At 73.7% G+C, this 14,226-nt stretch carries 11 protein-coding genes and 1 pseudogene; 6 read left to right on the top strand and 6 right to left on the bottom strand.

The window, feature by feature from the left end; genetic code table 11:
• Positions 1–95: 95 nt before the first annotated feature.
• The 5 genes and pseudogenes from OG392_RS24820 to OG392_RS24800 form a co-directional block, all read left to right on the top strand.
• Positions 96–1,049: an AurF N-oxygenase family protein gene (locus OG392_RS24820; protein ID WP_329283024.1), complete on the top strand. Its 954-nt coding sequence runs from the start codon at positions 96–98 to the stop codon at positions 1,047–1,049.
• A 194-nt stretch (positions 1,050–1,243) separates the two neighbouring features.
• Entirely contained in the window at positions 1,244–1,966 is a 723-nt protein-coding gene (locus OG392_RS24815) for a TetR/AcrR family transcriptional regulator (RefSeq protein ID WP_329283021.1), read from the top strand.
• A gap of 41 nt (positions 1,967–2,007) precedes the next feature.
• The gene (locus OG392_RS24810) at positions 2,008–2,316 is read left to right on the top strand and encodes a hypothetical protein (protein ID WP_329283019.1); all 309 of its coding nucleotides are present in this window, start codon (positions 2,008–2,010) and stop codon (positions 2,314–2,316) included.
• Between the two features lie 74 nt (positions 2,317–2,390).
• On the top strand, positions 2,391–3,731 hold the full coding sequence (locus OG392_RS24805) for a C40 family peptidase (RefSeq protein ID WP_329283018.1): 1,341 nt from the start codon (positions 2,391–2,393) through the stop codon (positions 3,729–3,731).
• A gap of 52 nt (positions 3,732–3,783) precedes the next feature.
• Positions 3,784–4,749: pseudogene (locus OG392_RS24800) on the top strand (MFS transporter); the annotation flags it as partial.
• Between the two features lie 326 nt (positions 4,750–5,075).
• On the opposite strand, the gene OG392_RS24795 reads toward OG392_RS24800, so the two are convergent.
• On the bottom strand, positions 5,076–5,606 hold the full coding sequence (locus OG392_RS24795; RefSeq protein ID WP_329283017.1) for a DUF6584 family protein: 531 nt from the start codon (positions 5,604–5,606) through the stop codon (positions 5,076–5,078).
• A 164-nt stretch (positions 5,607–5,770) separates the two neighbouring features.
• Here OG392_RS24795 and OG392_RS24790 point away from each other — a divergent pair, with 164 nt between their 5' ends.
• Positions 5,771–8,014 carry an FG-GAP repeat domain-containing protein gene (locus OG392_RS24790; RefSeq protein WP_329283015.1) on the top strand — a complete coding sequence of 748 codons (2,244 nt, stop codon included), beginning with the start codon at positions 5,771–5,773 and terminating at the stop codon, positions 8,012–8,014.
• 129 nt (positions 8,015–8,143) lie between these two features.
• On the opposite strand, the gene OG392_RS24785 is transcribed toward OG392_RS24790, so the two are convergent.
• The 5 genes from OG392_RS24785 to OG392_RS24765 form a co-directional block, all read right to left on the bottom strand.
• Positions 8,144–9,379, bottom strand: a complete 1,236-nt coding sequence (locus OG392_RS24785; protein ID WP_329283013.1) for a styrene monooxygenase/indole monooxygenase family protein — start codon at positions 9,377–9,379, stop codon at positions 8,144–8,146.
• Positions 9,380–9,417: 38 nt separating this feature from the next.
• Entirely contained in the window at positions 9,418–10,065 is a 648-nt protein-coding gene (locus OG392_RS24780; protein WP_443055096.1) for a GTP-binding protein, read from the bottom strand.
• Positions 10,066–10,147: 82 nt separating this feature from the next.
• A complete protein-coding gene (locus OG392_RS24775) occupies positions 10,148–10,579 on the bottom strand; it encodes a DUF742 domain-containing protein (protein WP_329283008.1) in 432 nt (143 codons plus the stop codon).
• Positions 10,576–11,067 carry a roadblock/LC7 domain-containing protein gene (locus OG392_RS24770; protein WP_329283006.1) on the bottom strand — a complete coding sequence of 164 codons (492 nt, stop codon included), beginning with the start codon at positions 11,065–11,067 and terminating at the stop codon, positions 10,576–10,578. The genes OG392_RS24775 and OG392_RS24770 overlap by 4 nt, the downstream gene beginning before the upstream one ends.
• Entirely contained in the window at positions 11,064–14,081 is a 3,018-nt protein-coding gene (locus tag OG392_RS24765; protein WP_329283004.1) for a sensor histidine kinase, read from the bottom strand. Before OG392_RS24765 ends, OG392_RS24770 begins: the two co-directional genes overlap by 4 nt.
• Positions 14,082–14,226: the final 145 nt, after the last annotated feature.

Below are 14,226 nucleotides of genomic sequence, written 5' to 3'. Positions count from 1 at the left end.
ACAAGGGATTGACGACGCTACTGACGGGCAGTCTGATAAACGGTGACCACCGGTGACGTCACGCCGCCGCGACGAGCACAGCGAGGTGCGCAACCATGACCCCCTTCACCGACTCCCGGACGGCCGCGGAGCCGGACTTCAGCCTCCTCAGGGACGCCCTGGGTCAGCTGCGCGACCGCGAACAGGTCGCCGAACGACTGCTGGAGTCCTCCCGCAAGCACTCCTACGACCCGGACGTCGAGCTCGACTGGGACGCGCCCTTCGAGGACGGCAAGTGGTTCTGGCCGCCCGAGCTGCTCTCCCTGTACGACACGCCGCTGTGGCGCACGATGTCCGAGGAACAGCGGATCGCGCTCTCGCGCCACGAGGCGGCGTCGCTCGCGTCGCTCGGCGTCTGGTTCGAGATCATCCTGATGCAGCTGCTCGTCCGGCACATCTACGACAAATCGCTGACCAGCCATCACGTCCGGTACGCGCTCACCGAGATAGCGGACGAATGCCGGCACTCGATGATGTTCGCGCGGCTGATCCAGCAGGGCGGGACCCCGGCGTACCCGGTGCCGAGGCTCTACCACAACCTCGCGCGCGTACTGAAGACCGTGTCCACGACCCCGGGCTCGTTCGCCTCGACGCTGCTCGGCGAGGAGATCCTCGACTGGATGCAGCGGCTGACGTTCCCGGACGAGCGGGTGCAGACGCTGGTGCGCGGAGTGACCCGCATCCATGTGGTCGAGGAGGCACGGCATGTGCGGTACGCCCGCGAGGAACTGCGCCGCCAGATGGTGACCGCGCCGCGCTGGGAACAGGAGTTCACGCGGGTGAGCTGCGGACAGGCCGCACGGGTCTTCTCGACGTGCTTCGTGAACCCTCGGGTGTACGAGGCGGTGGGCCTGGACCGGCGGGAGGCGGTCGCACAGGTGCGGGCGAGCGGACACCGCCGCGAGGTGATGCAGTCCGGCGCGCGCCGCCTGACGGACTTCCTGGACGACATCGGGGTGCTGCGGGGGGCGGGGCGGCGGCTCTGGAAGTCTTCGGGGCTGCTGGCGTGAGGGGGGCGGGGGGTGTGTCGGTGGCACCCCCGCCGCCTGAGCGCCGGCGGCCGCGCCGCGCATCGGCGCCGTCTGAGGGCGGTGCGGCGGCAGGCCTTGGCGGGGCGGCGGGCGCGGGGCGGAGGCGCGGGTCCATGGCGGGCCGGTGGGCGGACATCGCAGGTGGTGGGGGTGCGACCGCTACGCTGCGGGACATGACTGCCGCCGCCACCCCCGCGTACCGCAGGCTCAGCGTCGAGGCGCGGCGCGGCCAGCTCCTCGAGGCCGCCCAGGGGCTCTTCGCCCACCGCACCCCCGAGGACGTCTCCCTCGACGACGTCGCCGAGGCGGCCGGCGTCTCCCGCCCCCTCGTCTACCGCTACTTCCCCGGCGGCAAGCAGCAGCTCTACGAGGCCGCCCTCCGCTCCTCCGCCGACGCCCTGAACCACTGCTTCACCGAGCCTCCGGCCGGGCCTCCCACCGAGCGGCTCGGCCGGGTGCTCGACCGCTATCTGACCTTCGTCGACGAGCACGACGCCGGTTTCAGCGCCCTGCTCCGCGGCGGCAGTGTCGCCGAGACCTCCCGTACCACCGCGATCGTCGACGAGGTCCGCCGCGGCGCCGCCGAGCAGATCCTCGTCCACCTCGGTGTGGACGAGCCGGGCCCCCGTCTCAGCATGCTGGTCCGCACCTGGATCGCCGCCGTCGAGGCCGCCTCCCTCATCTGGCTCGACGAGGACAAGCGGCCTCCGGCCCGTGAGCTGCGGGAGTGGCTCGTGGACCATCTCATCGCCCTGCTCGCCGCGAGCACGGCCAGTGACGAGGAGACCGCGCGGGTCGTCGGCCGTCTCCTCGCCCAGGAGACGCCCGAGGGCCCCGTGGCCCGGCTGGCCCGTCGGGTGATCCCGGTGGTCGGCGAGGCCGCCCACCTGCTCTGAGCCGGATACGGGATCCGGGAGCCGGAGGGGACACTGGAGGGGTGAGAAGCCAGAACACCTCCTTCCGCGGCGGCCCCCTCGACGGCCGGGTCCTGCCGATCCTGCTCGGCCCGACGGGCCACCCGCCGAAGTGGTACGAGATCCCGGTCCCGGCCCACGACGGGAACCCTCCGGTCCTCCACGCCTATCGCCGCGAGCCCGCCGGATACACGAAGCGACTGGGCCTCCAGCGCGGCTGGGTCTACGTGTACGCCCCCGAGGGCCGCGAGCGTCGCGAGCTGAAGTGGCCGTGGTCGAAGCCGGGCACCGGCACGACCCCTCCCCGGGACGGCGCTGAGCCGAACGGGTGAGGGCGCCGGACTCGCCCCCATTCATCCGTTCATCACATGAAGTGGCGCGTCATCATCCCCGTGGAGGTGGTGACGTGTCGCGAAGGCTGCTGCGTTCGGTCTGCACGGGGGCCCTGGCCGCCGTGACCGCTCTCTCGGGCATTCTCCCGGCGGGCGCCGCCGCCCCCGAGCCGCCTCCCGCAGACCCCCCGATGGAGGCACCCGTCGCCCGCGCGGACCCGGCCGCGGAACCCGTGAGCCCCGTCGACCCCACCGACCCGACCGACCCGACCGCGGAACCCGTCGGCACGGCCGACCCCACCGCGGCCCCCGCCGGACCGGTCGCCCCGGCCGCGGAACCCGCCGCATCCAGCGACCCCGCCCCCAACGACGCCTCCGCCCTGCCTCCCCCCGGCGGCGACTCCGTCACCGCCCTGCTCACGCGGATGCGGACGCTCTACCAGCAGGCCGAGGCGGCGACCGAGCGGTTCAACGCCGCCGAGGAGGCACTGAGGCTCCAGACCGCCGACACCAGGAAGGTCACCGCCCGGCTCACCGCCGCCCGTACCGCGCTGGCGCAGGGGCGGGCGGCGGCCGGGCGGATCGCCCGCGGCCAGTACCAGGGCGGGTCCGAGTTCTCCTCCTATCTGCGGCTGCTGTTCGCGCCGGATCCCCAGGCGGCGCTCGACCAGGGGCATCTGATGGCGCGGGCCTCCCGGGACCGGGCGTCGGCCGTGCCGCGGCTCGAGAAGGCCGAGCGGCAGGCGGCCGGCCTGGCGAGCGCCTCCCGGAAGGCGCTCGACCGGCAGCAGACCCTCGCCGCCGCGCAGCGTGCCCGGCGCGAGGAGGTGCGGGTGCGGCTCGCGGAGGTCGAGAAGCTGCTGGCCGCGCTCTCCCCCGAGCAGCTGGCCCGGCTCACCGAGCTGGAGCGGGTCCAGACGGCGGGCGCGCAGCGGGAGCTGCTCGACTCGGGTGTCCTGGAGGGCCGGCGCGCTCCGTCGGGGGCGGGTGCGGAGGCGCTGCGGTTCGCGGTGGGCCAGATCGGCAAGCCGTACGAGTGGGGGGCGGAGGGCCCGGAGACGTACGACTGCTCGGGACTCACCCAGCGGGCGTGGGCGGCGGCGGGCGTGGAGGTGCCGCGGACGAGTCAGGAGCAGTGGGCGACGCTGCCCCGGGTGTCGCTCGCGGAGCTCCGCCCCGGGGACCTGGTGGTGTATTTCCCGGGGGCGACCCATGTGGCGGTCTATCTGGGCGAGGGCCTGGTGGTGCAGGCGCCGCGGCCGGGCGGGAAGGTGAAGGCCTCCCCGATCGCGGCGAATCCGCTGCTGGGGGCGGTGCGGCCGGATCCGGACGGGGCGGCCCTGGCCGCGTACACCCCGCCGGTGCTGCCGGCGGGGGCGCGGGACGGCGGGGACGAGGGGTACGACCGAGGCTGACCGCCGACTCCCGTGCCTGGAATGCCTCTTGCTCCTACACGTAAGATGCAACATGCTGTTCGGGTCCTTACTCGCCGCACCTTCGCCCGAACGGACGCGGAGCCCCGCCATGCCCCGACCGCTGCCCTCCACCGGCCCCCGGCGCACCCTCGCCGTCTCCAATTTCGTGAACGCCGTCGGCAGTGGCCTCTTCCTGACGGCCGGTGTCCTGTACTTCACCCAGGCCGTGCGCCTGTCGGCCGCCGCGGTGGGACTCGGGCTCGGCATCGCCGGGACCCTCTCGCTCGCCGTGGGGATCGGGGTCGGCCATCTCGCCGACCGCCGCGGGGCGCGGGGCGTGTACGGGGCCACGCTGGCCGTACAGGCGGTGGCGACGGGGGCGTTCGTGTTCGCGGACGGATTCTGGCCGTTCGTGCTCGCGGTCTCGACGGCCACCGGGGCGAAGGCCGCCGGACTGGCCGCGCGGGCGCCGCTCGTCCGGCACTACGGGGGCGAGCGGCCGCAGGAGTTCCGGGCCTGTCTGCGGGCCGTGACCAACGTCGGCATCTCCCTGGGCGCCGTCCTCGCGGGCTGGGCGGTCCAGGTCGGCACACTGGGCGCGTACCAACTCCTGGTGATGGGCAACGCGTTGGCCTTCGGGGCCTCGGCGGCCGTGCTGCTCCTGCTGCCGCCGGTGGCGCCCGCGCCCGTCGCCCGGGGGCCGCGCTGGATCGCGCTGCGGGACCGGCCGTATCTGGCGCTCACCCTGCTCGACGGGGTCATGGCGACGCAGTTCAAGGTGCTGACGGTGGCGATCCCGCTCTGGCTGGTGGGGTCCACCAGCGCCCCGCACTGGCTCGTCTCGGGCGCGATGCTCACCAACACCGTGATCGTCGTGGGACTCCAGGTGCGGGCGAGCCGGGGCATCGACTCGCCGCGCGCGGGCGGCCGGGCCTACCGTCGCGCGGGAGCGGCGTTCCTCGTCTCCTGCGCGCTGGTCCCGCTCTCGGCGGGCGCGCCGGGGGCGGTGGCGGCCGGCCTGCTCCTGGCGGCCGTCGTGGTCCACACGATCGGCGAACTGTGGCACTCCGCGGGCGGTTTCGAGGTGTCGTACGCCCTCGCCCCGCCCCGCGCCACCGGCCAGTACCTGGGTGTCTTCGGCCTCGGCGCGGGCCTCTCCGAGGCGGTGGGACCCGGCCTGCTCATCGCGCTCTGCATCGGCTGGGGCCGTCCCGGCTGGTACGCCGTCGGCGCGCTCTTCGCACTGGCCGGGCTGCTGGCGCCGTGGGCCGTCCGGCGGGCGGAGGCCGACGGACGCCACGCGAGGACGGAGACGTCCGCCGGACGGCACGGGGCCGACGGACGCTACGAGAAGAGGGAGACGACCCCGAGCACCCAGATGCCCACCATGACGACGGTCCCCCCGAGGGCGCCGGCACACGCGATCGCTCCGGAGAGCGTCCGGCGCCCGGCTTCCGGTGCGCCGGCCTCCTCGCCCCGGTCCCCCGCGTAGGAGTCCGGGTCGTCCCAGTCGACGGGGTGTCCGAGCCGCTCGGCGCAGGCGCCCCGCACCGCGGCGAGCTGCCCGGCGGCGAAGGGGGTCGCCGCCAGCGCCTCGGGACCACGCCAGGCGAGGGCCTTCATCCGCCACCCGGGAGTCCCGTAGCGCTGCTCGAAGGCCGCTGTCTCCTCGGCGTCCCGGTCCTCTTCCAGGTACATCCAGCGCCCCGCCTCGGCCGCGTCCCCGTACAGCCGGTACACCTCGGCGAGGCGACGCCGCGGCGTCGCCTCGGACGGGAACGAGGAGACCAGCCCGCGCAGCCGCTGCCGCGCCATGGGGACCCGCCCGGCGTCGAGGTCGGCGTCCACACGAGCCAGGGTGTTCGACTGAGTCATGGACACATGGTCGAGCACGGGGCCGGACAACTCGAACCGTTTTCCGCGACGGTACGGGGGCGACGCCGGTCGTCCGATCGGCCGTACAACCATTCGACGCCCTCGGAAGTCCTGAGGACATGGCGAGAGTTCGCCATGCCCTCACACTGGGGAGGAACACCCTTTTGACCCCCGTATCCACCCGTCGCCTCCGGCTCGGCGCGGCCGTCGCGGCCGTCCTCGCCGTCACCGCGGGCGGCCTGGCCACGGCCGTCCCCGCGGCGGCCGCCGCCCCTTCCGCGGTCTCCGCCTCCGCCTCGGCGGTGGTGCCCTACCCGAAGGAGGACCCGGTCCTCATCGGCGCCGGCGCGACCGGATTCCTGACCTGGGTCCGGTCCGACGACCGCATGCGCGCCGTGTGGACGCGCTACGACGGCACCACGTCGGAGCCGTGGTCGTTCGACGAGTCCTGGATCACCGCCTCGCGCGCCTCCGACGTGATCGTCCGGGTGGGGTCCGACGGCACCATCACGCTCCGGGACATGGCGACGGGCCAGGACGTCCTGTCCGTCCGCGCCAGGAACGCCGACTTCCTCGGTGCCGTCGGCCGGTCCGTGTTCGTCAAGGCGTCCAACAGCCAGGGCGGCCACGACGTGCACCTGCTCGCCCCGGGCGACGACGGCAAGGTGGCCGACGACACCGTGACCGGCCTTCCGCCCACCGCGAAGGACCCGCGGGTCAGGGCCGCCACCTCGGACACCGCGCTGCTCACGTACACCACCTCCACGGGCGGCCACTGGGCCACCGTGGACCTCGCCACCGCACAGGTCACCGGCACGGGCGCCATGACGAGCGACCTCACCCAGACCCCGATCGCGCTCTCGGGCACGCACGTCGCCTGGCTGGGACCCGCCGCCGGCGGCGTCCGGACCGCGGTGGTCACCGAGCGCAAGGCCGCCCCCGCCACCCAGCGGATCACCCTGCCGGGTGCGGTCGACTCGCTCGGCCTGGTCGGCGGCTGGCTGACGTACGGGCAGACCGGCGGGTACGGGGAGCGGAACCCGTCCCCGACGTACGCCGTGACAGCGCGCTCCCTCGCCACCGGCGTGACCCGCAAGCTCATGGACGACTCGGACTCCTCGGTCGCGGCTCCTGACGGGTCCCTGATCGTCCAGGGCGGCACCCTCGAGGACGGCGAGGGCCTGTACCGCATCGCCCCCGGGGCGAACGGCGAACCGGCCGCCACCCAGGTCGCCTCCTCCGGCCTGTCCACCAAGGTCACCCTGCTCGGCCACGACATCCCGGCGGTCGTCGACCTCGACAGGACCGGCGGCCGCCTCGCCATGGTCTGGCGGCTCAGCCGGTCCGAGGTCGAGATGACCCTCCGGATCCGCAACACCCGGACGGGCGAGACCCTGACCGACGGGGTCTACCCGCTCAACGGCGACTACGACCCGCACCGGGCGGCGTACACCTGGAACGGCCAGCTCACCTGGAACAACACCCGCGACATGTGGACCGGGGCCGCGAGCGGGCCGTACACCTGGGAGATCACGGCCAAGCCGATGAACGGCATCGGACCGGAGCTGAAGAGCTCCGGCGCGTTCACGGTGACCCGCAAGCCCGGCCTGCACGACTACGACGCCGACGGCTCGCCCGACGTACTGGTCCGGGACACCACGGGCCGCCTGTGGATCGACGACACGTTCCCCAACCCGTACGCGGGGTACGTCGAGCAGAACCCGGGGCTCCTCGTGGGCAGCGGCTGGAACGCCTACGACCGGATCGAGGCCGTCGGGAACATCGCCGGCTCGGCCGTGAGCGACGTGGTGGCCCGGGACAAGGCCGGAGTCCTCTGGCTCTACCAGGGCACCGGCAACGCCAAGGCCCCGCTGGCCACCCGCGTCCGCGTCGGCTCCGGCTGGGGCGCCTACCCCCGGCTCACCGGCGGCAGCGACCTCACCGGGGACGGCCGCGCCGACCTGGTCGCGGCCGACACGGCCGGCGACCTGTACCTGTACAAGGGCACCGGCTCGGCCACCGCCCCCTTCGCCGCCCGGAAGAGGATCGGCACCGGCTGGGGCGCCTACAACCAGCTCACCGCCACCGGGAACCTCGCCGGGGACCCGGCCGGGGACCTCGTCGCCCGTGACGCGGCCGGCGTCCTCTGGCTGTACCTCGGCAAGGGCGACGGCACCTTCGCGCCCCGGGTGAGGGTCGGCGCGGGCTGGGGGGCGTACGACCGTCTCCTCGGCGTCGGCGACGCGAACCGCGACGGCCGCCCCGACCTGTACGCCTCCGTCAAGGGCGGCGGAGGCAGCGCGTACGTGTACAAGGGCACGGGCTCGTGGAAGCAGCCGTTCCTCGCACGGGACGGCGTCGCCTGGTACAGCAGCGCCCCGGACATCCGGTACGACCTGCTCTCCTGACCGGCGGGTCCCCCGGCCGGCGGAACGGGAGTTCGGCCGGCCCGGGCCTCCCCCGGAATCGGCTACGGGCGCGGTGGATGATCCACCGCGCCCGTACCTGCGGCGCGCAGCACGCCGGTCGGCGCTCGGTCAGTTCCCGGAGACCGACGCCAGGTACGCGTTCGTCTTCTCCGGGTCGAAGAAGAAGTTCTCGAAGTCGGACGGGTCGTTGAAGCCGTTCGCGAAGCGGTCTGCGACCGGCTGCAGCTGGCCCGCGGCGCCCAGGAGGTTCAGGACGTGCTCCGGCGGGGGCGCCAGCATCGCGTTCGTCCACTTGGTGACGTGCTGGGCCGTCTGCCAGTAGCGGTCGAAGGCGGACCGCATCCACTCCTCGTCGAAGGGCCGGTCGCCCTGCTCGACGATGGCCGCCAGGTACGCGGCCGCGCACTTCGACGCCGAGTTCGAACCCTGGCCGGTGATCGGGTCGTTGGCCACGACCACGTCGGCCACGCCGAGGACCAGGCCGCCGCCGGGGAGCCGGCCGATCGGGTTGCGGACCGTCGGTGCGTACCGGCCGGCGAGCGTGCCGCCCGCGTCGGTCAGTTCGACCTTGGTGGCCCGCGCGTACTCCCAGGGCGTGAACCGCTCCATCAGCTCCAGGGTCAGCGACAGGTGCTCCGCCGGGTCCTTGACGCCCGTGAAGGCGTCGAGCGGACCGCCGGGGACGCCCTCCCAGAAGAGGATGTCCGCACGGCCGCCCGTGGTCAGCGTCGGCATGACGAACAGCTCGCCCACGCCCGGGACCACGTTGCACCGCACCGCGTCGAAGTCCGGGTGCTCCGGGCGCGGGCCGAGGCCGTGGACGTACGCGACGGCCAGCGCGCGCTGCGGCTCGCTGTACGGCGAACGGGACGCGTCCCGGCCGAACATCGAGACCAGCTCGCCCTTGCCCGCCGCGACGAGCACCAGGTCGTAGCCGCGCGAGAAGTAGTCCAGGTCGCTGACGGCCGCGCCGTGTATCACCAGCTGGCCGCCGCGCTGGGCGAAGGTCTCCATCCAGCCGGCCATCTTCACCCGCTGGTCGACGGACTGCGCGAACCCGTCGAGCCTGCCGACCCAGTCGATGGCTCGGGTGGAGTCGGGCGCGGCGACCGAGACGCCGAGGCCCTCGATGCGGGGCGCCTGGGACTCCCAGAAGTGGAGACCGAGGTCCCGCTCGTGCTGGAGCGCGGTGTCGAACATGCACTGGGTGGACATGACCCGGCCGGCCCGGATCTCGTCCGCCGTCCGGTTCGACATGAGGGTGACCTCGTACCCCGACGACTGGAGTCCGAGGGCGAGCTGCAGACCGGACTGGCCGGCGCCGACTATGAGTATCTTCCGCATGGGTGGTGCTCCTGGCGTGACGGGGAGAGCGGGGTGATCTATTCGGGGGTGTGTTCCAGCGCGTGCGCGACCATCGCGAGAAGGCTCTCGACGACGCTGTACCGCTTGCGCGCGTCCATGATCACCACGGGGACGTGCGCGGGCACGGTCAGCGCCTCCCTGACGTCGTCCGCCTCGAACAGCTCGGTGCCCTCGAAGTGGTTGACCGCCACGATGTACGGCAGCCCGCAGCTCTCGAAGTAGTCGAGGGCCGGGAAGCAGTCCGTGAGCCGCCGCGTGTCGGCCAGCACGATCGCGCCGATCGCCCCGCGCACCAGGTCGTCCCACATGAACCAGAAACGCTGCTGTCCCGGCGTACCGAAGACGTACAGCACCAGGTCGTTGTCGAGGGTGATCCGGCCGAAGTCCATCGCCACCGTGGTGGTGAGCTTGTCCGGCGTGGCGGTGAGGTCGTCGGTCTCCTCGCTCGCCCGGGTCATCAGCGCCTCGGTCTGGAGCGGGGTGATCTCCGAGACCGCGCGCACGAAGGTGGTCTTGCCGACGCCGAAACCGCCCGCGACGACGATCTTCGTCGCGATCGGGGCGCGGGTGTGGTCGAGCTGCCAGTCCTGCGCGCCGTCCTCGGCGTCGGGGCCTGCCGCGTCGGGGCCGGTGGTATCGGGGCCGGCGGTATCGCGGGTGAACAGGTCGGCCGCGGGGGCCTGGGGCTGCGCGGGAATGCCGGTCACCGACGGCGATTCGGTGTCGGCATCGGAGACGGCGGAGGCGTCAGAGACGACGGAGTCCACTCAGCACCCTTTCGAGGAGCGCGCGGTCGGGCTGGCCGGTGCCGTGACCGGTCCCGTACACACGGATCTTTCCCTGGTCGGCCAGGTCGCTGAGAAGCACCCGGACGACCCCCAACGGCATCTTCAGAAGCGCCGAGATCTCCGCGACCGTCCGCATCCGGCGGCAGATCTCGACGATGGCGCGCATCTCCGGCATCAGGCCGCGGGCGCCGGGCCCGCCGTCCGTCAGGAGCTTGCGTACGGCGGGCGCTTCGAGCGCCGCCACGAAGGTCTCGACGAGCAGGACATGGCCGAAGCGGGTGCGCCCGCCGGTCAGCGAGTAGGGGCGGACGCGCGCGGGGCGGCGTCCGTCGCCCCGTACGGGCAGCCGGTGGGCGTGAAATCCCGAATACCCCGGAAACACTGACGTCACTGGGTGCTCTCCATCGATTTGCGCAGCTCGCTGCGGACTTCGGGGGTGAGTACGTGACCGGCGCGGCCCACGAAGAGCGCCATGTGGTAGGCCACCACGCTCATGTCGCAGTCGGGCGTGGCGTGCACGCCGAGCAGCGAACCGTCGCTGATCGACATGACGAAGACGCTGCCCTCCTCCATCGCCACCATGGTCTGCTTGACCCCGCCGCCGTCCATCAGGCGTGCGGCGCCGATGGTCAGACTGCCGATGCCGGAGACGATGGTGGCCAGGTCGGCGCTGGAGCCGCGCGGCCCGTGGGGACGGCCGGCTTCGGCGGCGACCGTCGTGCTCTGCTGGGCGGCCGGGTCGGACGAGAGCAGCATCAGGCCGTCGGAGGAGACGACGGTGACCGAGTGGACCCCGGGCACCTCCTCCACCAGATTCCCCAGCAGCCATTGCAGGTTGCGGGCTTCCGTGCTCAGTCCGAACGTTCCCGTCGCAGTCAACTGCGTGCCTCCTCGACTGTGTCCCCCGTCATCTCCTCTGTACGTGCAGTCCTTACGTCATCTATCCGCTCCGTCTCCATCTCCGCCTCCACGTCGCGGCGCCCGGCCTTGGCGCCCTGGTGGAAGCCGCCGAGGCGGCGGCGCAGGGCCTCCGCGTCCACGCCGCCCTGCCGGGGGGGTGTGGTGGCGGGGCCGGCGGGGCGGACCACCTGGGGGGTCCGCTTGGGCAGGCCCTTGTCGGTGACGCGCTCCCCCTGCGCGGTACGCGGCCCGGGAACGGGCTGGTCGGTGACCGGCTCCGGGGCGGCGACGGCGGGAGTCCGCGGAGCCTCGGGCTCCGCGGGGAAGGCGGCGGAGGCGGTGACGTCCGCCGCGCGCTCGTGGGCGTCCGGCTCCGGCGGCGGGTCGGGCAGCCGGACCTGGAGCGTGGTCTCGGAGACGCTCTCGCCGAGGGGGGCGGGCTCGTCGTGGGTGACGGGCTCGTCGTGGACGGGCGCGGGCTCGTGGAGGGCCGCGGCGGGCTTGTGGCCGACGGGCGCGGGCTCGTACGCCGACTCGGGCTCGTACGCCGTGACCGGCTCCGGCTCGTACGCCGGCTCCGGGGCCTCGGGCCGCTCCGGGGCCTCGGACCGGTCCTGGTCCCGCCGGTCCTGTTCCCTCGCCGCCGTCACCTCGGCCGCCAGGAACGCGCGCTCCGCCGCCTCGACGAGGGGGTCGCGGTTCCTGGACGGCAGCGTGTTGGAGTTGGCCTCCGCGGCCGAGCCGGGCAGGTGGAGCGTGGGGCCCTCGCCGGCCACCCGTACGGGCTCCGTGACGGTGGCCGGCAGGGCGGTGGGGAGCAGGGGCTGCGGCAGGACCACGACGGCCGCCGTGCCGCCCGGCTGCTGCTCGCGCAGCTCCACCCGCACGCCGTGGCGGGCGGCGAGCAGCGCGATGACCCGCATGCCGAGGCCCTCACCGTCGAAGGCCGCGGGGTCGGCCTCGGCCAGCCGGGCGTTGAGCTCGGCGAGCCGGGAGGCGGTCATGCCGATGCCCGAGTCCTGCACGGAGAGCATCACCTCGCCGGACTCCAGGAGCCAGCCGGAGAGCTGGACCTCCGCGTCGGGCGGCGAGAAGGAGGTGGCGTTCTCCAGGAGTTCGGCGACGAGGTGGCTCAGGTCGTCCGCGGCGAATCCGGCGATCTGGGCGTGCGGCGGCAGGGACTGGATGGTGACCCGCTCGTACCGCTCGATCTCGCTGACGGCGGCGCGCAGCACGTCGACCAGCGGGACGGGCCCGGCGTGGCCGTGGACGTGCTCGTGCCCGGCGAGGACGAGGAGGTTCTCGCTGTGGCGGCGCATGACGGTCGCCAGGTGGTCGAGCTTGAAGAGGGTCGCGAGGCGGTCCGGGTCCTGCTCGCGCTCCTCCAGCTTCTCGATGACGCCGAGCTGTCGTTCGACGAGCCCGAGGCTGCGCAGCGAGAGGTTGACGAACGTGTGGTGGACGGTGCTCCTGAACCGTTCGAGGTCGGCGGTGAGGAGCGCGACCTGCCCCTGGAGTTCGGCGCGCTGGGCGGCCAGCTCGGCGCCGAGGGCCTCCTTCGCGGCGACCAGGTCGGTCCGGTCGTCGGTGAGCCGCTCGGTGTGCGCGGCGAGGCCGGAGAGCTTGCCGTGCAGGGTGTTGAGGGAGCGGACGACCTGGGCGAACTCGTCGTTGCGGCCGGTGAAGCGGACCGGTTCCTCGGCGCCGGGCTCGGGGGCGGCGGCGAGCCGGGCGGCGCCGAGCCGCAGGACGGCGAGCGGGCGGGTGAGGGTGCGGGCGACGTACGTGGAGATGCCGATCGCGACGATCAGGCAGCCGCCGAGGAAGGCGATCCGCAGTTCCAGGGCGGTGACGTCGTCGTCGCGGAGCGCGCCGAGGCGTTCGACCCGCTCGGCGGCGAGGGCGGACTCGACGCCGCGCATCTGCTCGATGCGGGCGGAGAGGGCGGCCTCCAGGGCTGCCGGGTCGGTACCGCGCTCGCCCTCCGTCAGCCGCGGCTGGTCGGTGAGGGAGGCCAGGGAGCGCTCGGCGCTCTTGACGTCGGGGCCGGCCACGGTGGCGGCGAGGGAGTCGCGGGCGGTGGAGCCGGCGGCCTGGTCGAAGTCGCCGAGGGCGGCGAGTTCACGGACCCGGGCCAGCTGGGCGGCGGCGGTGAGGGCGTCGCGTGCGCGGTCGGCCTCGGCGGAGCCAGCGGGTACGTCGGGGACGTAGGAGTCGGTCTCGGCGTCGTAGTGGACCTCGCCGCTGGGCTCGGGCTGCGGCACGGAGAGCGCGGCGAGGAGCAGGCCGCGGGTGGCCGAGGCCTGTTCGACGGCGCGGCCGAGGGCGGCGGGGGCGCGGGTGGCCTCGGTGAGCGCGGTGTCGGAGGCGCGGGCCGGGGTCTTGTCGGCCAGCTCGTCGGCGAGGGCCTGGAGCTTGGTGATGACTTCCGAGTACGCCCGGTACGCCTCCAGGGCCGTGCCCTTGCCGGTGAGGGCGGACCGGCGGACGGAGGGGACGCCGGCGAGGTCGCGGCGGAGTTCGGCGGACGCGGCGGGGCGGATCTCGTCGATCTGGCGGTCGACCCGGGTGGAACGGGTGGAGGTGACCTGGCGCTTGCGCTTGGCGTCGCCGGCCTGGTTGTCACGGCCCGCGGCGATGTACGCGACGACCTCGTCGCGCTCGTCGGCGAGGGAGTGGGCCAGGGTGACGGCCTGCCGGTCGAGTTCGGCGAGGGTGACCAGGCTCTGGGAGTCGTTGAGTCCGGTGGAGGCGGCGAGGATCGCCGGTGCTCCGGCGACGATGACCGTGATGCCGACGAGGGCGACGCCGGCGACGAGACGGTTGCGGACGCGCTTGGGGCGGCCCTTGGGGGCGCTGCCGGCGAAGGTGCTGCTGCTGGGGACGCTGCCGGTGGGCGCCGCGGCGCCGTCCGGGGTCGGCGCCGCACCGGGGGTCTGGCTCCGCGTGCCGTTCTTGCTCCGAGGCCGCTTCATCTGCACCGGTGCTCGCATTCTTGATTCGTCCGCCCATGAAGCAGGGGTGACGGCCGGTCACATGGAGCACCCCCACCCCTGGTACGGCTTCCGACCATTCCAGCGCTTCTGGGAAGGGGGCGCGCATCGGCCGCTCCGCCACCCGAACGAGTGAACAACACTC

The sequence above is a fragment of the Streptomyces sp. NBC_00691 genome (assembly GCF_036226665.1).
Taxonomy (GTDB): Bacteria; Actinomycetota; Actinomycetes; order Streptomycetales; family Streptomycetaceae; genus Streptomyces.
The sequence above is the reverse complement of the archived record's forward strand: the minus strand, read 5'-3'. Positions and strand labels throughout refer to the sequence as shown.